Source organism: Flavobacterium sp. AC105 (genome assembly GCF_979258495.1).
Window position 1 is genome coordinate 4,764,907 of the sequence record NZ_OZ409860.1, and the last position, 17,938, is coordinate 4,782,844.

General features: G+C 33.8%; 18 protein-coding genes and 2 tRNA genes. 9 read left to right on the plus strand and 11 right to left on the minus strand.

Annotated elements, in window-relative coordinates:
- The first annotated feature begins 395 nt into the window (after nucleotides 1-395).
- Together purT and ACZ0AH_RS19660 are read left to right on the plus strand one after the other, a co-directional pair.
- The gene (gene purT / locus ACZ0AH_RS19655; RefSeq protein ID WP_463477457.1) at nucleotides 396-1,556 is read left to right on the plus strand and encodes a formate-dependent phosphoribosylglycinamide formyltransferase; all 1,161 of its coding nucleotides are present in this window, start codon (nucleotides 396-398) and stop codon (nucleotides 1,554-1,556) included.
- Entirely contained in the window at nucleotides 1,557-2,132 is a 576-nt protein-coding gene (locus ACZ0AH_RS19660) for a Crp/Fnr family transcriptional regulator (RefSeq protein WP_463477458.1), read from the plus strand.
- 185 nt (nucleotides 2,133-2,317) lie between these two features.
- Here the strand turns inward: ACZ0AH_RS19660 and aceA are convergent, their stop codons facing one another.
- Nucleotides 2,318-3,598, minus strand: a complete 1,281-nt coding sequence (gene aceA, locus ACZ0AH_RS19665; RefSeq protein ID WP_463477459.1) for an isocitrate lyase — start codon at nucleotides 3,596-3,598, stop codon at nucleotides 2,318-2,320.
- Between the two features lie 121 nt (nucleotides 3,599-3,719).
- Nucleotides 3,720-5,321, minus strand: a complete 1,602-nt coding sequence (aceB, locus tag ACZ0AH_RS19670) for a malate synthase A (protein WP_463477460.1) — start codon at nucleotides 5,319-5,321, stop codon at nucleotides 3,720-3,722.
- Nucleotides 5,322-5,529: 208 nt separating this feature from the next.
- On the opposite strand from aceB, the gene ACZ0AH_RS19675 reads away from it, so the two are divergent.
- The 3 genes from ACZ0AH_RS19675 to ACZ0AH_RS19685 all read left to right on the plus strand — a co-directional run bounded on the left by ACZ0AH_RS19675 (nucleotide 5,530) and on the right by ACZ0AH_RS19685 (nucleotide 9,032).
- Entirely contained in the window at nucleotides 5,530-7,011 is a 1,482-nt protein-coding gene (locus ACZ0AH_RS19675) for a helix-turn-helix domain-containing protein (protein WP_463477461.1), read from the plus strand.
- A 517-nt stretch (nucleotides 7,012-7,528) separates the two neighbouring features.
- Nucleotides 7,529-8,245, plus strand: a complete 717-nt coding sequence (locus ACZ0AH_RS19680; protein ID WP_463477462.1) for a pirin family protein — start codon at nucleotides 7,529-7,531, stop codon at nucleotides 8,243-8,245.
- 253 nt (nucleotides 8,246-8,498) lie between these two features.
- Complete coding sequence (locus tag ACZ0AH_RS19685; RefSeq protein ID WP_463477463.1) at nucleotides 8,499-9,032, plus strand: YceI family protein; 534 nt, start codon at nucleotides 8,499-8,501, stop codon at nucleotides 9,030-9,032.
- Between the two features lie 306 nt (nucleotides 9,033-9,338).
- Here ACZ0AH_RS19685 and ACZ0AH_RS19690 read toward each other — a convergent pair whose 3' ends face one another.
- Nucleotides 9,339-10,202, minus strand: a complete 864-nt coding sequence (locus ACZ0AH_RS19690; RefSeq protein ID WP_463477464.1) for a helix-turn-helix domain-containing protein — start codon at nucleotides 10,200-10,202, stop codon at nucleotides 9,339-9,341.
- Nucleotides 10,203-10,362: 160 nt separating this feature from the next.
- Here ACZ0AH_RS19690 and ACZ0AH_RS19695 point away from each other — a divergent pair, with 160 nt between their 5' ends.
- Both ACZ0AH_RS19695 and fabD read left to right on the plus strand, forming a co-directional pair.
- Nucleotides 10,363-10,725: a DUF983 domain-containing protein gene (locus tag ACZ0AH_RS19695; RefSeq protein ID WP_463477465.1), complete on the plus strand. Its 363-nt coding sequence runs from the start codon at nucleotides 10,363-10,365 to the stop codon at nucleotides 10,723-10,725.
- Nucleotides 10,726-10,796: 71 nt separating this feature from the next.
- Nucleotides 10,797-11,672 carry an ACP S-malonyltransferase gene (gene fabD / locus ACZ0AH_RS19700; protein ID WP_463477466.1) on the plus strand — a complete coding sequence of 292 codons (876 nt, stop codon included), beginning with the start codon at nucleotides 10,797-10,799 and terminating at the stop codon, nucleotides 11,670-11,672.
- Between the two features lie 91 nt (nucleotides 11,673-11,763).
- On the opposite strand, the gene ACZ0AH_RS19705 is transcribed toward fabD, so the two are convergent.
- The 5 genes from ACZ0AH_RS19705 to ACZ0AH_RS19725 all read right to left on the minus strand — a co-directional run bounded on the left by ACZ0AH_RS19705 (nucleotide 11,764) and on the right by ACZ0AH_RS19725 (nucleotide 15,023).
- Nucleotides 11,764-12,081, minus strand: coding sequence for a hypothetical protein (locus tag ACZ0AH_RS19705; RefSeq protein ID WP_463477467.1), 318 nt, complete (start codon nucleotides 12,079-12,081; stop codon nucleotides 11,764-11,766).
- Nucleotides 12,069-12,266, minus strand: coding sequence for a hypothetical protein (locus ACZ0AH_RS19710; RefSeq protein ID WP_463477468.1), 198 nt, complete (start codon nucleotides 12,264-12,266; stop codon nucleotides 12,069-12,071). Before ACZ0AH_RS19710 ends, ACZ0AH_RS19705 begins: the two co-directional genes overlap by 13 nt.
- A 150-nt stretch (nucleotides 12,267-12,416) precedes the next feature.
- Nucleotides 12,417-13,430, minus strand: a complete 1,014-nt coding sequence (gene galE, locus ACZ0AH_RS19715; RefSeq protein ID WP_463477469.1) for a UDP-glucose 4-epimerase GalE — start codon at nucleotides 13,428-13,430, stop codon at nucleotides 12,417-12,419.
- Between the two features lie 16 nt (nucleotides 13,431-13,446).
- Nucleotides 13,447-13,887 carry a nuclear transport factor 2 family protein gene (locus ACZ0AH_RS19720; protein ID WP_463477470.1) on the minus strand — a complete coding sequence of 147 codons (441 nt, stop codon included), beginning with the start codon at nucleotides 13,885-13,887 and terminating at the stop codon, nucleotides 13,447-13,449.
- Between the two features lie 2 nt (nucleotides 13,888-13,889).
- Entirely contained in the window at nucleotides 13,890-15,023 is a 1,134-nt protein-coding gene (locus ACZ0AH_RS19725) for a DegT/DnrJ/EryC1/StrS family aminotransferase (RefSeq protein WP_463477471.1), read from the minus strand.
- Nucleotides 15,024-15,158: 135 nt separating this feature from the next.
- Here ACZ0AH_RS19725 and ACZ0AH_RS19730 point away from each other — a divergent pair, with 135 nt between their 5' ends.
- Nucleotides 15,159-16,388 (plus strand): 3-deoxy-D-manno-octulosonic acid transferase, encoded by a 1,230-nt coding sequence (locus ACZ0AH_RS19730; RefSeq protein WP_463477472.1) that lies wholly within the window; start codon nucleotides 15,159-15,161, stop codon nucleotides 16,386-16,388.
- Nucleotides 16,389-16,736: 348 nt separating this feature from the next.
- Nucleotides 16,737-16,961, plus strand: coding sequence for a PG1828 family lipoprotein (locus tag ACZ0AH_RS19735; protein WP_012023801.1), 225 nt, complete (start codon nucleotides 16,737-16,739; stop codon nucleotides 16,959-16,961).
- Nucleotides 16,962-17,207: 246 nt separating this feature from the next.
- On the opposite strand, the gene ACZ0AH_RS19740 is transcribed toward ACZ0AH_RS19735, so the two are convergent.
- The 3 genes from ACZ0AH_RS19740 to ACZ0AH_RS19750 all read right to left on the minus strand — a co-directional run bounded on the left by ACZ0AH_RS19740 (nucleotide 17,208) and on the right by ACZ0AH_RS19750 (nucleotide 17,919).
- Nucleotides 17,208-17,579, minus strand: coding sequence for a DUF1508 domain-containing protein (locus tag ACZ0AH_RS19740; protein ID WP_463477473.1), 372 nt, complete (start codon nucleotides 17,577-17,579; stop codon nucleotides 17,208-17,210).
- Nucleotides 17,580-17,746: 167 nt separating this feature from the next.
- Nucleotides 17,747-17,832: transfer RNA gene (locus ACZ0AH_RS19745), tRNA-Leu, on the minus strand.
- A gap of 14 nt (nucleotides 17,833-17,846) precedes the next feature.
- Nucleotides 17,847-17,919: transfer RNA gene (locus ACZ0AH_RS19750), tRNA-Gly, on the minus strand.
- Nucleotides 17,920-17,938: the final 19 nt, after the last annotated feature.

A 17,938-nucleotide genomic window follows, 5' to 3' on the forward strand; every position in this document is an offset into this window, starting at 1 on the left:
GGTTCGCAAAGATTTTAAGTTTAATCTTTGCGAACCTTTTTTTCTGCTATTTCACCAATCTTGTCATTCCGAGGAACGAGGAATCTCCGCGAGTAGCTCTACAAAGATTGGCTTATTGGAACGGAGTTACTTGAGGAGATTCCTCGTTCCTCGGAATGACAAACTACACGGTCACTTTTGTAATTTAAAAATTAAATTTCCATTTAAAATTAAATCTGCCGAATCTGCATGAAATTCTTTGCGCTCTTTGCGTAAATCTTTACGAACTTTACGGTTAAACATAGATCACGTAGACGCACTGCAGTGCGCCTCTACCATAATACATGTGAATAGAACTTTGGGGTTAAAAACATTTTTCCCTACTTTTACTACTCCAAAATTTGAAATTTCCCCTTATGAAAATACTACTCCTCGGTTCAGGTGAATTAGGCAAAGAATTTGTCATTGCCGCACAACGAATTGGACAAACCATAATTGCTGTTGACAGTTACGAAAATGCTCCTGCAATGCAGGTTGCACACGGATTTGAAGTCATCAACATGCTCGACGGTGAAGCTCTTGACCGAATCGTAGCCAAACACAAACCCGATTTTATAGTTCCCGAAATAGAAGCCATTCGCACCGAACGTTTTTACGATTACGAAAAACAAGGAATCACCGTTGTTCCTTCTGCAAAAGCGGCAAACTTTACCATGAATCGCAAAGCCATTCGTGATTTGGCTTCAAAAGAATTAGGATTAAAAACAGCCAAATATCAATACGCAACTTCTGCAGAAGAATTGCAAAAAGCAGTTCAGGAAGTTGGAATTCCGTGTGTAGTAAAACCATTAATGTCTTCTTCCGGAAAAGGACAATCGACTATAAAAACCGAAAATGATATCGAAAAAGCATGGCAATATGCCGTTGCAGGTTCACGTGGCGATGTTATCGAAGTTATTGTAGAAGCATTTGTTGATTTTAATTCGGAAATTACGCTTCTAACAATTACTCAAAATAATAATCCAACTTTGTTTTGTGCGCCAATTGGACACCGACAAGAACGTGGAGATTATCAGGAAAGCTGGCAGCCTGCTTTGGTTTCAGAAAAAGATTTATACGAAGCGCAGGACATGGCCGAAAAAATTACGGAAGCACTTGGCGGTGCCGGACTTTTTGGTGTTGAATTTTTCTTAACCAATGAGGGCGTTTATTTCTCTGAACTTTCTCCCCGCCCACACGATACCGGTATGGTAACTTTGGCGGGAACGCAAAATTTCAACGAATTCGAATTGCATTTGCGTGCGATTTTAAGCCTGCCAATTTTCGAAATTACGCTTGAAAAAGCCGGTGCGAGCGCTGTAATTTTAGCTTCGGAAGACTCAACAAATCCAACTTTTAGCGGAATAGAAAAAGTAGCTGCTTTGCCAAAAACCGATTTCAGAATTTTTGGAAAACCAACTTCAAGACCATATCGCAGAATGGGTGTTGTTCTAAGTCATGATTCATTGGCAACTCCAATAGAAGAAATTATCGATCGCGCAAAACAAACAGCAACCTTAATAAAAGTACATTCATAAATGAATTTAATTCTAGAAAATATTGCGAAGCACGTTTCGCTAACGCCTGAGGAACAAGCACATTTCTTATCTAAACTAGAAACGAAAACCTACAAAGCCAAAACGATTTTATTGAATGCCGGAGAAGTTTGCAAACATTCGTATTTTGTCAATTCGGGAATTTTAAGAAGCTTCAATATCAACGATAATATTGTCGAACACGTTCTGGCATTTGCCTGCCAGGGCTGGTGGATGAGTGATATGTACAGCTTTTTTTCTCAAAAACCTGGACAGCTTTTTATAGAAGTTTTAGAAGATGCCGAAGTAGTTTCATTATCAAAAGAAAATCAGGAACAATTATATCATGACATTCCAAAATTAGAACGTTTCTTCAGAATATTAATCGAAAATTCACTGGTCGCCAATCAGCAAAGATTAATGGATAATTTGAGTTTACCGGCAGAAGAGCGTTTCGAAAAATTTACCACCAAATACGGAACGTTAGTTCATAAAGTTCCGCAAAAACAAATCGCTTCTTTCATTGGTGTAACGCCAGAATTTTTCAGTAAAATGAAAGCCAGGCTATTAAAAAAATAATATTTAGCCACAGATTCAACAGATTAAAACGATTTTTTTTAGCCACAAATTTCACAAATTTTCACAAATTAAAATTCGAGTGAATTCGTGAAATTCGTGGCAACTTTTTTTAAAATCATTTTAATCTTCGGAATCTGTGGCTAAAAAAAACAAATCCAGTTTAATGAACTGGATTTGCTTTTGAATTAAAATTGCTCAACCTCCGTAGAATGTTTCATTGCCGTTATAGTTGATTTTCCTATCATAACTGTATTTTGAACCGCATCAAAATAAGAAGTTCCCACAAAAGCCTGATGTTTTACAGCTCTGAAACCGTTTTTCTGTAAAGCAAATTCGCGTTCCTGCAATTCAGAATATCCTGCCATTCCGCGTTCTTTGTAGGCTTTGGATAATTCAAACATACTGGTATTCAAAGCATGGAAACCTGCCAAAGTGATGAACTGGAATTTATATCCCATTGCCGCTAAATCTTCTCTAAACGTTTCCATTTCGGCAACAGATAATTTTGCACCCCAATTAAATGATGGCGAACAATTGTATGCCAGCATTTTATCAGGAAATTCTTTTTTCATGGCATCGGCAAACTTTTTAGCATACACCAAATCCGGATTACTGGTTTCCATCCAAATCAAATCAGCATAAGGCGCGTAACTTAAACCTCTTGTAATTCCTTGATCGATTCCGTTTTTTACGTAGAAAAAACCTTCGTTTGTTTTTTCACCTGTAATAAATTTAGCATCTCTTGGGTCAGCATCGCTGGTTAATAAATTAGCCGCATCAGCATCTGTTCTTGCAACAATTAAAGTCGAAACTCCCATAACATCAGATGCTAATCTTGCTGCAATAAGTTTGTTAATTGCTTCCTGAGTTGGTACTAAAACCTTTCCGCCAAGATGTCCGCACTTTTTAGCAGAACTCAACTGATCTTCAAAATGAACTCCGGAAGCTCCGGCTTCAATCATAGATTTCATTAATTCGAAAGCATTTAGATTTCCACCAAAACCAGCTTCGGCATCAGCCACAATCGGAACTAAGTAATCTTTTTTATCTTCAACTCTATTTACAGTCTGAATCTGATCAGCGCGCAACAAAGCATTGTTTATTTTTTTAACCACCATTGGCACACTATTTACCGGATAAAGCGATTGGTCCGGGTACATTTCTCCCGCCAAATTCGCATCGGCAGCTACTTGCCAGCCACTTAAATAAATCGCTTCCAGACCGGCATCGACTTCCTGAATCGCCTGATTTCCGGTTAAAGCGCCCAACCCAGCTACATAATCCTGACTTTTTAACTTTTTCCATAATTTTTGCGCTCCCATTTTGGCAATAGAATGCTCAATTTGATAAGAACCCTGAAGCGTTACTACTTCTGTAGCGGTGTAAGGACGTTCAACACCTTTCCATCTTGGGTTCGTGATCCAATCGTTAATCAATTCCTGAATTCTGTCTTCTGTTGTTTTCATAAATAATATAGTTTAAGTTGGTTAGTAAAGCATTTTATTCAAATTAAAAATTGAAAATCTGCGTTATTTGCTAAATCTGCGTGAAAAATATTTTTAATTTTTAATTCTCAATTTTTAATTGTCAAAGGTATTTGTAACACGGAATAGTCAAAAAGTCAACGAAATCGGGATTTACGACCAATCTTTCTAAAACCTTTTCAGCCAGAGAAAATTGTCGTTGTTCGTGAATTTCTTCTCCTAATTCGTCTTTTATTTTTTTGAATTCCTCTAAAGCCAATTCGTGATAATATGCCAGATTTAAAATTTTGCCATTATCCAAAGTCACTTTATTCTGAAGCCATTGCCACAATTGCGATCTCGAAATTTCAGCTGTTGCTGCGTCTTCCATCAAATTATGCAACGCTGCTGCGCCTTGTCCGTTTAGCCATGATGACAGATATAAAACACCAACATTTATGTTTTTGCGAACACCGTTTTCGGTTATGATTCCAATTGGTGGTTCAATCAAATCTGCTTCTGTTATTTTTCGATGTTCTCTTTTAATATGAATTTGATTTGGAGTTGGCATCCCGACATCAAAAACCGATTTTGCAAGCGAAACCAAATCCGGATGTGCGACCCAGGTTCCGTCGTGACCGTTTCGAACTTCACGTTCTTTATCTGTTTTTACTTTTGCGAAAGCTGTTGCATTCGCTTCTTCATTATTTTTAATCGGAATTTGAGCCGCCATTCCGCCAATAGCATGAATTCCTCTTTTATGACATTTTTGAATTACCAAATTCGAATACGCATTCATAAAAGGCGAAGTCATATTAACCTGATCGCGATCCGGAACTATGAATTTCGGATTTTTGCGAAATTTCTTGATATAAGAGAAAATATAATCCCAGCGCCCGCAATTCAATCCTACAACATGTTCTTTCAATTCATAAATAATTTCATCCAATTGAAAACTTGCTGTTATAGTTTCAATTAAAACCGTTACTTTTATTGTTCCGCGCTCCAGTTTTAAATAATCTTCTGTAAAATCAATTACAGTATTCCACCAGCGTGCTTCGAGATAATGTTCTAATTTTGGAATATAGAAATACGGTCCGGAATTGTTTTCTAAAAGTCTTTTGTGGTTATGAAAAACATACAATCCAAAATCTATTAAAGAACCCGAAACCATTTCCCCATCAATTAAAATATGTTTTTCTAAAAGATGCAATCCTCTTGGACGTACCATTAATGTTGCAATCTTTTCATTTAATTGATATGATTTATGTTTAGCAAAATCAGTATAGGAAATTGTTCTGTTTACCGCATCAATCAAATTTACCTGCCCGTCCATCAAATTTTGCCATGTTGGAGAAGTACTGTCTTCAAAATCGGCCATAAAAGTTTTTGCACCTGAATTCAAGGCATTTATTATCATTTTGCGATCAACCGGTCCGGTAATCTCGACTCTGCGATCTAATAGATCTTTGGGAATTTCTCCAGATGTCCAATTACTTTCTCTGACGGTTTTAGTTTCTGTTGGAAAAGTTGGCATTACACCCTGATCAAATAAAACTTGTTTTTGATCGCGTTGCAACAACAACAATTTTCGTTGCGATTCGAATTTTCGATGCAATTCTATTATAAAAGCAATTGCTTCTTCTGTCCAAATGTTTGGATAAGAAGGATTCTTTTCGGCTAAAAATTCCATTGCCGTTTCGGTAATTTCTAATTGGTTTTTCATAGCTGTGGCTTTATTTTTTTATTAGTAATAATCAAATTAGTTTCAATTTCAGTTTATTTCTTTCTAAACATAAAACCATAAGAATCTGATATCTAATATTTTCTACACCACAATATTAGAAAAAAGTTTTTTACAAAACAAGCGAACGTTCGCTAAATATTAAAAACATTATTTTGGCGATTATTTTTTAAATAGCTATATTTGATTCATGAATATCGAAAAAGACTATATAAAGCTGATATTTGGGCTAAAACTGAAACAGGTTCGAACTCAAAAAAATCTTTCGCTTTTTGGCTTAGCCAAATTGACAAATCTTTCAAAATCGTACTTAAACGAAATTGAAAAGGGCAAAAAATATCCAAAAACAGATAAAATTTTACTGCTTTGTAAACATTTGGACGTTTCTTACGACCAAATGATTTCTTTAAAACTCGATAATAATCTCGCTCCGATTGGCGAAATCTTAAAATCGGGAATTTTAAAAGAGATTCCGCTAGAACTTTTTGGCATACAGGAAGCTGATTTAATTGATATTATTGCGAATGCTCCGGCGAAAGTCAATGCATTTATTAGTACTATAATCGAAATTGCACAACATTATAATTTAAGTCGCGAAAGTTTTTTTCTTGCTGCTTTACGGTCATACCAAGAAGCGCACAGCAATTATTTTGAAGATTTAGAAGAGAAGGTAATTGCTTTTTCGAAATCATTCCAAATCAATTTGGATTCTAAAATTAGTATTGAAGAATTAGAAGCGATTCTTAAAGAAGAATTTGAATACACTATAAAAGAAATTGCGTTTACAGATCAGGAAGCTTTAGAAGATTTACGTTCGATTTATGTCCCGAAAAGTAAAACGTTATTACTTTCAACCGAAATTGATAATCCGCAAAGAGCTTTTATTTTAGCCAAAGAAATTGCTTATAATTATCTAAAAATTTCAGATCGATTACTGACTTTCAGCTGGATTAAATTTGAAAATTTCGATCAGGTTTTGCATAATTTTTATGCTTCTTATTTTGCCGGTGCTTTATTGTTACCGAGACAATTGGTGGTTAATAAAATCAATAATTTTCTGAATAACGAACGACCAAATCCACAAGAATTTGTTACTTTAATCGAAAGTTTTGAAGTTTCTCCAGAGTCATTTTATCAGAGATTGACCAATTTATTGCCGAAAGATTTTCATCTGAAAAATTTATTCTTTTTAAGAATGTCCCATAAAATTGGTTCTGATTTTTATCAGATCAAAAAAGAATTGCACATTACCAATCAGCAAGAACCGCACGCTAACGAAACTAACGAACATTATTGCAGAAGATGGGTTTCGGTAAAAACCATAAACGAAGCCATCAGACAAAATAAACCTCATTTTTTTGATGCACAAATTTCAAGTTACGTGCATAGCGGAAATGAATATCTGGTTTTTTCTTCGGCTACAAAAGATCCTTTTATAAAAGATAATATTCGCAGTATTTCTGTTGGAATCTTAATTAATCCAACCATGAAAAAGAAATTCAAATTCATTGAAGGAAAACCTCTCGTAAAACGAATTGTTGGCGTTACTTGCGAAACCTGCGATGTAAAAAATTGTCTCGAAAGAGCAGCACCTCCGATTGCATTGGAAAAGAAAAAACGTCATGAAAATACAGATTTGGTGGTTCAGCAGTTTATTACACAGTATAGCTAATTTTAGATTATTAGATCTTTAGACGTTAGATTTCTTAGATTTTTTCGCAATCTTTTACCGCAATCTTGTCATTCCGAGAAACGAGGAATCTCCGCAAGTAGTTCGACAAAAATTGGCGATAATAGGAACTAAATGGCAATATTGGGGTCACTTTACGTTTCAAGGGATTAAAATCCCTGGCTACAAAATAAATCATTCCTCCGGAATTTTATAAAGAGTTCTTGAGGAACGGTCAATTTTGTAGGGATGAATTTTAATCCGTCCATCGCAAGAAGCCCGACAAAGATTGGCGATTTTGCATGCGTAGAATGGATTAAAATCCATCCAACAAAATCTTTTGTTACTCAAGAACGATTAAAACCTCTCAACCTCTGCACTTTTGAGCCTTTGCACCTAAAAACTTAGCTACTTAGAACCTCAGAATCTTAGCTACTTAAAGAACTTAATCTACATTAAGTGTACTTCATGCATGTTGATCGTAAATTTGTACCATAATAATAACACAAAGCAAAACATCATGGAAAATATAGTATTACATAAAGCAGAAACAAGAGGAAATGCAAATCACGGATGGCTTAATGCTTATCACAGTTTTAGTTTTGCAAGCTGGTACAATCCGGAAAGAATTCAGTTTGGGGCACTTCGTGTTTTAAATGACGACACGATTGCAGGCGGAATGGGTTTTGGAACGCATCCGCACGATAATATGGAAATCATTACGATTCCACTTGAAGGTGATTTGGCGCACAAAGACAGCATGGGAAATACTGAAATTATCAAAAATGGAGATATTCAGGTGATGAGCGCCGGAACCGGAGTTCAGCATAGTGAATTTAACCCAAATGCAGATCAACAAACTAAATTATTGCAAATCTGGTTGTTTCCAAACAAAAGAAATGTAGATCCTCGTTACCAACAAATCACTTTGAATGTTGCGGACAGACATAATAAATTAGCGCAAATTTTGTCTCCAAATGCAGATGATGAAGGCGTTTGGATTCATCAGGATGCCTGGTTTAATATGGGGAATTTTGATGCCGGAACCGCAACAGAATATAAAATTAAAAAAGAAGGAAACGGAGTTTACGCTTTCATATTAAAAGGAAACGTAACGATAAACGGTCAGGAATTAAACACTCGTGATGCCGTTGGAATTTCTGGAACTGATACTTTAAATATAAAAGCAAATACTGAAGCTGAATTTCTTTTAATGGATATTCCGATGAACTATTAATTCATAAACAACACATACTTTTTTTCTCGGGAAACGATAACAAATCTGAATTTCAGGTTATTATCGTTTCTTTTTTTACTAAACTTTTCATAATGAATAATTATAATCTATATGAGAATTGTATTTTTAAGATAATCAATCTAAAAATAAAAATCCCATTTTTTATTTCTTAATCTAGGTTAAGTGTGTTTCGAATACTGTGGACGTAACTTTGTCCTATCAAAATGAAATTAATTATTTAAAAATAAAAATTATGGCAACTACAAAATGGTCAATTGACCCAACGCATTCAGAAATTGGTTTTAAAGTTAAACACATGATGTTTACAAATGTTTCAGGTAAATTTGGAACTTACGATGCTTCAATCACTACAGAAGGAAATGATTTTGAAAACGCAGCAATCGAATTTTCAGGAGATATTGCTTCTATCGATACTGCAAATGCAGACAGAGACGGGCATTTAAGAAGTGCTGATTTTTTTGATGCTGAAAATAACCCAAAATTGACTTTCAAATCTTCATCTTTCAAAAAAATTGACGACGGTGATTATGAATTAACTGGAGATTTGACAATTAAAGGTATTTCTAAATCAGTAAAATTTCCTGTAGAATTTAGCGGAATCATGACTGATCCTTGGGGAAATACAAAAGTAGGCTTAAATATTGAAGGAAAAATTAATCGTAAAGATTGGGGTTTAAACTGGAATTCTGCTCTTGAAACTGGTGGTGTTTTAGTTGGAGAAGAAGTTCGTTTAAACATTGAATTGCAATTTGCAAAACAAGCTTAATTCGTTACGAGATTTAATTTGGTTGGTTGAAAAGCCTGCACTTTTTAGGAAGTGCAGGCTTTTTTTGGAACGTGGGGCTTCGACTTCGCTCAGCCTGACAATCGTATTCTCAAGAGTTTCACCTGTCAGGCTGAGCGAAGTCGAAGCCCTTTTTTTACTTAAATTTTGCCACAAATTTATTTTTTTAGAACGAAGTTTTTGCCACAGATTAAATGATTCGATGGATTTAAAATCTGTGAAAATCTTCTAATCTGTGGCAAAAAACATTTTCATTTTCAAATAAATTCGTGAATTCGTGGCTAAAAATTATCGCACTGAACTTCTAAATTCCGTTGGAGACAATCCGGTTTGTTTTTTAAAGAATCGGGAGAAATACGAATAATCCTCGTAGCCAAGAGCAAATGCAACTTCGTTTATAGACAATTGTTTATCGATTAACATTCGTTTTATTTCAAGAATTACCCTATCTGTAATTACTTCGGTTGCAGTTTTTTGAAGGATTTCGTTGCAGATTCTGTTTAAGTGTTTTAATGTGATATTTAATTTTTCGGCGTAAAAAGAGGGCAGTTTTTCTTCTCTGAAATATTGTTCCAAAAGCATTTCAAACGTATTGATTTTAATATTATATGAATGTGTTTGATGCGAATAAGTTTCACTATATTTTCTTGAAACTTCAATGTGAATACAATCTAATAAATTCAGCAGTTTATCTAATTGCAGCTTATTGTTTTGATTGTTTTCCTGAATTAGTAAATCAAAATAAGGCAGGATTTTTGGAATTTCATTTTCCTCAAAAACCATTTCCGGCCTGTTATATATAGAATGATAAAAATTATAATCGTTGATTTTTTTTTGTCCGAAATATAAATTATAAAGTTCCTGCGAAAAAATAATCACAAAACCTTCAATATCTTCAGACAAACTCCAATGATGCATTTGCCCCGGTTGCAAAACAAATAAACTTCCTTTTTTTATTTCGAATTGATCAAAATCAACTTCATGCAAACCGGAACCTTTCGTAAAAAAAACCATTAAATACGAATCATGACGATGCGGTTCTTCGACAAAACTGTGGCTTTTTAGATGTTCTTTAAATGTATTTACATAAAAATCACGATGGATATCGTTACAACTAAAATTCTGAACACTATAAATGGGATATTTTTTCATACACGATTAGATTTTAGATCCTAGATTGCAGATTTTGGAATTTGTTTTTTTATTGAAATTTCAATCAAAATGTCCTTATTGTGCTATAAGTAGCGAAGATATAAAAAAGACTCTTATAATACTCTGAGTTACCTTTGTATAAATAAAAAACAACAAGATCATGTCAAGTGCATTAACTCATATTTTAAGCAACGAATGTCCTATTTGTCATAAAGGAAAAGTTTTTAAAGACAAGAATATTTTTCTGAATTTTGGTTTACCAAAAATGAACGAATATTGCAGTAATTGTAATTATAAATTTCAAAAAGAACCGGGTTATTTTTTTGGTGCGATGTATGTAAATTACGGATTAACTGTTGCGCAAGGTATTGCTACATATTGTGTTGCCCAGTTTTTCTTTGATCAAACATTCGATTTACGAATCATTCCCATTATTGCTATTGTAATTACTTTACTCACTTCTTTCAATCTCCGATTTTCAAGATTAGCATGGATTTACATGTTTAAGGATTATACGAGCTAAAAAAATACTATTTTTGCCTTTCAATTGAAACTAATTTTCAATTCAATAAAATTCAACTTTAAATTAGAGAAATGAAAGCATACGTATTTCCAGGTCAGGGCGCACAATTTACAGGAATGGGCAAAGACTTATATGAAAGCTCGGCTTTAGCCAAAGAATTATTCGAAAAAGCTAATGAAATTTTAGGTTTTAGAATTACAGATATTATGTTTGAAGGTACTGCCGAAGAACTAAAAGAAACTAAAGTTACGCAGCCAGCCGTATTTTTACATTCGGTTATTTTAGCGAAAACTTTAGGGGAAGATTTCAAACCGGAAATGGTTGCAGGACATTCTTTAGGAGAATTTTCAGCACTGGTTGCAAACGGAACTTTATCTTTTGAAGATGGTTTGAAATTAGTTTCACAACGTGCTTTAGCAATGCAAAAAGCCTGCGAAATTACGCCATCTACAATGGCTGCAGTTTTAGGTTTGGCTGATAATATTGTTGAAGAAGTTTGCGCGTCTATTGATGGAATTGTGGTTGCTGCAAACTACAACTGCCCGGGACAATTGGTTATTTCAGGAGAAACTACAGCAGTTGAAAAAGCTTGTGAGGCTATGAAAGCTGCCGGAGCAAAACGTGCTTTAATTTTACCTGTTGGAGGCGCTTTTCACTCGCCAATGATGGAACCAGCGAGAGAAGAATTAGCTGCAGCAATTGAAGCAACTACTTTCTCTACTCCTATTTGCCCGGTTTACCAAAACGTAACGGCAAATGCAGTTTCTGATGCAAACGAAATCAAAAAGAATTTAATTATACAATTGACTGCTCCTGTAAAATGGACGCAATCGGTTCAGCAAATGATCGCTGACGGCGCTACTTTGTTTACTGAAGTTGGCCCAGGGAAAGTTTTAGCTGGTTTAATTAGCAAAATTGACAAAGAAGCGGTTACGGCGAATGCTTAAATTTTAGTATTCAGTCTCAGTTACAGTTTTCAGTTAAAAACTACATCTATAAAAAAATCCTCATAACGAAATGTTTATGAGGATTTTCTTTTTATAATTCATTTACTTCTTCGCTGTTATTATTTATAATTCCAGTTATCAGGTAATTTTGATTTCTTTTTTCAAAAAAGATATACCAAGTTGTTCTTGCATTAGCTTTATAAAAAATATAATTGGAACCTAAATATTGAAGAGATTGCGGAGTTTTCTTGTGAGGAAAACTTGAAATGCTAGACACAATAAAACCAACTATTTTATCAGTATAATTCTGAGCTGACTGAGAAAAGCCGAAATATTCTTCTTCAAAAAGCGCAAAAACTAAATTATCAAAATATTCCAGAACAGCATTTTCAAAAATTATTTTTTCCAAGGATATGCTTTTATTCTCTTAGACATTTCAGCTTTAAACTCCTCAGGCGTTAATCCTTTTGCAAACTCGGCATCAAAATCAAAAGTTTCACGATCTATTCCTTTAAATTTAGGTTTATGAACTTCGTATTCTACTCTGGGTTCTTCAACCTTATTATTTTTTTTATTTTCTTTTTCAGAATCCATAATTCCTACATTTTTAATTCTTACAAATTTACAAAATAAATCGAATCGAAATAAAAATCCCGAATAATAAATTATTCGGGATTTTTATATTGGAATGTTAGACGCACTGCTGCGCCTCTATGAAAAAACTGTGACTGTGACTGAAAACTATTAAGAACGCACTTTCTGTTCCCATTTCCAGGCGCTTGCCATTGCTTCATCTAAACTTAATTCGGATTTCCAGCCTAAAACATTATTTGCTTTATCTGTATTGGCGTAGGCTTCGGTGATATCGCCTTCGCGGCGCGGCATGATTTTGTATGGCAATTTTTTATCGCTTACTTTTTCGAAACTATGAATTACTTCCAGAACTGAGCTTCCTTTTCCGGTTCCTAAATTGAAGGTTTCTACTTTTTGTAAATTCTTTTTATTAAACAAACGCTGTAATGCAATTACGTGCGCTTTTGCCAAATCTACTACATGAATATAATCACGAACCGCAGTTCCGTCAGGAGTTGGATAATCATCTCCAAAAACCGACAATTCTTTACGTAAACCAACACCTGTTTGAGTTATAAAAGGAACTAAATTTTGAGGAACACCTAATGGTAATTCTCCAATTTCTGTACTTGGATGCGCCCCAACCGGATTGAAATAACGCAATAAAATCGCGCTGATATTGGTAACTTTAGCTGTATCTGTAATAATTTCTTCTCCAATTTGCTTGGTATTTCCGTAAGGAGACATTGCCGCTTGTATTGGAGCATCTTCTGTAATTGGCATTTTTTCGGCTTGACCGTAAACGGTACAAGACGAACTAAAAATAAAACTTGCCTCTGGTTTTTGCTGTAATTCCTGTAAAAGATAAACTAAACTGCTAATGTTGTTTTCGTAGTACAACAAAGGCTGTTCTACACTTTCACCCACTGCTTTTGAAGCTGCAAAATGAATTACACCAGTAACATCATTATGTTTTTTAAAGAAATCCTGAACTGACGCTTTTTCTCTTAAATCTAATTTTTCGAATAAAGGCGTTTTTCCTGTAATGGCTGTAATTCCTTTTAAAACATCTTCTGTAGAATTAGAAAGATTATCAATTATCACAACTTCAAAGCCTTCATTTTGCAATTCGACTACGGTGTGAGAACCAATAAACCCTAATCCTCCTGTTACTAATACTTTCATTTTGTGGTTATTTTTATTATGTAGTTAACTTATAAGCTTGTCTGGCAATAAGAATCCAATTGTTTTTTTGCTTTTGCCAGATAAGCATTATTCCTATTTTAATGTCTTTTTCAATTCCGTCATCTTTGGTATGTGCTGCCAAAACATGCCTTACTATTGCTATATTATCATTAATAGTAATAGTTTGGTCCTGAAAATCTATGGTTACAAAATCAGATTTCCCACTAACAATTCCGTCTATAAATTCGGTTTGATTTTGAAAAACGCCATTTGAATGAACGTAATTCAACTTTTCAGAAGTTAGTGATTTTAATTTTTCGTCATCAGCGTCGATCATTGCCTGACGCAAAATTTCAACCTGATTACGGACAGCGGCTTCTTCTTTAGCATTCGATTTTTGGGCAAAAGCCGAAAACTGAACCAGAATCATCAAAATTAAAATACGGAAGCTTCTCATCTTTATTTATTCAAAAATTCTAAAACAGAGTCTGTAATAAATTTAATTTGCTCGTCATCAAGTTCTGTATGCATTGGCAAAGCAATAACTTCTTTTACTAATTGATTCGTAACCGGAAATTGCTCTTCCTTATAGCGAGTATCCACATACGCTTTTTGTGAGTGCAACGGAATTGGGTAATAAATAGCACACGGAATCGCTTTATCCAATAAATGTTTCATTAATGCATCACGATCTGCATCTATAATTCTCAATACATATTGATGAAAAACGTGATCATTTTCGTTTGCATCAAATTCTGGTGTAATAATGTGCGCATTTCCAGCGAAAGCTGCATTATATTTTGTAGCCGCCAAACGACGCGCTTCATTATACTGATCTAAAAGTGGCAATTTTGCATTTAAAACTCCTGCCTGAATACTATCTAAACGCGAATTTACCCCCACAACATCATGGTGATAACGCTCATACATTCCGTGGTTTACGATTCCGCGGATAATGTGCGCCAATTTATCATCGTTTGTAAAAATTGCGCCGCCATCACCATAACAACCTAAGTTTTTAGACGGAAAAAATGACGTTGCTGCAACATGTCCAATAATTCCAACTTTGCTTTTTACTCCGGATTTCGAAACATAATCAGCTCCAATTGCTTGTGCATTATCTTCGATTACATATAAATTATGTTCATTTGCAATTTCCATAATCGCATCCATATTTGCAGCGCGCCCAAATAAATGTACCGGAACAATTGCTTTTGTTTTTGGCGTAATTGCTTTTTTAATTGCCTCGATATCAATATTCATATTTGTAATATCAACATCAACTAAAACCGGCGTTAACTGTAACAAAGCAATAACCTCAACTGTAGCTGCAAAAGTAAAATCGACTGTAATAACCTCATCGCCAGGCTTTAAATCTAATCCCATCATGGCAATTTGCAAAGCATCTGTTCCGTTTGCGCAAGGAATTACATGTTTTGCACCCAAATAATCTTCAAGATTTTTTTGAAATTGATGAACCAACGGTCCGTTTATATAAGTATTTGTATCTAAAACTTCTTGAATTGAAGCGTCAACGGCAGTTTTTATTTTTTCGTATTGACTCTTTAAGTCAACCATTTGAATTTTTTTCATTTTCAATATATTTTTAAAATAAAGATCTGTTTTGAAACCAGAATCTCTAAAACGAAGAACAAAAATAGTTATTTAATACCTTCAAACCAATGAAAATAATCGAAAGAAATGTAATTTAGCCACAAAAATAAACAGATGCTTTTTCTATATAATTTAGTTATTTCTATTGCGGCGTTTTTTCTGAAAATTGTCGCTCTTTTTAGTCCGAAAATTAAGCTTTTTGTAGATGGCCGTAAAAATATCTTTGCAATTTTACAGGAAAAAATTAAACCTGAAGATAAAACAATTTGGTTTCATTCGGCTTCACTTGGCGAATACGAACAAGGTTTGCCTGTAATCGAAAAAATTAAAGAAAAATATCCCTCTCATAAAATCATCGTTACTTTTTTCTCGCCTTCTGGTTATGAAGTACGAAAAAATAACACAGTTGCCGACGTGACGCTTTATCTTCCTTTGGACACTAAAAGCAACGCAAAACAGTTTTTAAAATTAGCGCATCCGGAATTGGCCTTTTTTATTAAATATGAATTTTGGCTCAATTATTTAAAAGAATTAGAAAACAGCAAAACTCCAACTTATTTAATTTCCGGAATTTTTAGAGACAATCAAACCTTCTTTAAATGGTATGGTGGTTTTTACCGAAAAGCACTAAAAGCTTTCACTTACTTTTTTGTTCAGAATGAAAAATCTAAAGAAAAAATTGAATCAATAGGTTTTCATAATGTTATTGTTTCCGGTGATACCCGATTTGATCGTGTTGCAGCTATTTTAGAAAGAGATAATACTATTGATTTTATTGAAAAATTTAAAAATAACACCCCTGTTATAGTTATAGGAAGTTCCTGGCCAAAGGACGAAACATTAATAACGGAATACATCAATCAAAGTTCAGAAAATGTAAAATTCATTATTGCGCCTCATAATATCAAAACGGATCAAATTGCGAATCTTAAATCGCAAATCACAAAATCAACTGTTTTATTTTCTGAAAAAGAAAACCTTGATTTATCAAAATACAATGTCTTTATAATAGATACCGTAGGTTTATTGACAAAAATTTACAGCTACGGAACAATTGCTTATGTTGGCGGAGGTTTTGGAAATCCCGGTATTCACAACATATTAGAACCTGCAACGTTTGGAATTCCGATTATGATTGGCCCAAACTATTCGAATTTTGCCGAGGCTATTCGATTGGTCGATCTTGGAGGCTGTATCGTTATTTCTAATTTCGAAGAATTGAAACAAAATTTTAATCGCCTGCTTACTGATGAAACTTTTTTTAAAGAAAAAAGCATGATTTGTGAGTCCTATATTCAGGATAATAAAGGAGCAACAAACACGATTATGAAAACGGTTTTATAAGCTCAAAAAAACAATAAAACGAGATTTAGTATCGTTATTGTCAAAAAATCGATTTAAATAAGCTTATTTTAAGCTTTAAGCTTTGCAGAATAATCAATCAAAAACAAAACAAACTGCAAACAAGAGAATCGAAATAGCCAATTCTCTTATTGAATATTCAACGAAAAATAATTTATACAAAAAATACAATAATATCATAATTTTTGCTTATTTTGGCATATTCTTTGATAAATAAGATAATCGTGAGCAATGAAAATATTTTAAAAAAAAAATAAAAAAATATTTTACATATTAAAAAATTTATATCTTTGCCACGAATTAATAATTAACCTTTTATAATAAAGTAAGATGAAAAAAGTATTTTTAAGTTTAGCTGTTGTTGCTGTTTTAACTGTTGTATCTTGTAAAAAAGCTGACGCTGCAGCTACTGAAACTGTAGATTCTACTGCTGTTGCTGTTGATTCTGCTGCTACTGTAGTTGACTCTGCTGCTGCAACTGTTGACTCTGCTGCTGCAAAAGTTGATTCTGCTGCTGCAAAAGTTGAAGACGCTGCTAAAGAAGTAAAAAAATAATTAGAACCTAAATTCTAAAGATTTTAAAACCATCATTGCGATGGTTTTTTTTATGTCTAAAATTTAATTTAAAATTCCAATATTTTAAATTCTAAATTCTAAACACAAAATCCCAAATTCGAAATAAAACACTGAGTCTTATTAGAATTTGGGATTTTTTTTATTTAAACTTATTTACACAAAATCAAACAAATAACCATCACTTGCAAAGTTTGCAATTTGGAATTTTAAAATATTAGTAGTCCTTTATTCCTCTTCCTCAAAAACCACTTCATCTTCAAAAATCGATTCGCCGGATGAGAAATCCAAAATCTCAGCTCTTGAAGCATATGTTACAATTTCTTTTATCCCTTTTTGCAAAAGCAATTCTGTTGTATATTTTCGACTTGTAGCAAAGTGAACATCCTCTAGCATCAATTTAAAGAAATATTTCCCTCCAGAGCCTTTAAATTTCAAAAATTTAGCCAGATCTGTTTTCCCTTTAAACTTTTCAATATCTTCTTCACACTCAAACTTCAATTCGTAACTCAAACTTGTAAAAATCACTTTGCCTTTCCTGGAAGTAAATACGAATTTATATTCATCATTAAATCTTTTACTAATTACAAAAGCACCCATAGTTATATTTTAGATTTAAGATTGTGGATTTTGATTAACAGCTTTAGATTCTTGATTTTTAACAAACAAGATTTATTTAAAGATTTAAAATTGCGCTACAAGATAACGTTTTCAAATTACGTGAGTTTACACAATAAAAAAAGCCTCTTCAAAAGAAGAGGCTTTAGTACTCAGAGCGGGACTTGAACCCGCACGAACATTGCTGTTCACTGGATTTTAAGTCCAGCGTGTCTACCAATTTCACCATCCGAGCATTATATGGTTTTGAGCGAAAAACGGGGCTCGAACCCGCGACCTCGACCTTGGCAAGGTCGCGCTCTACCAACTGAGCTATTTTCGCGTTTCAAATCTTGTAAGAA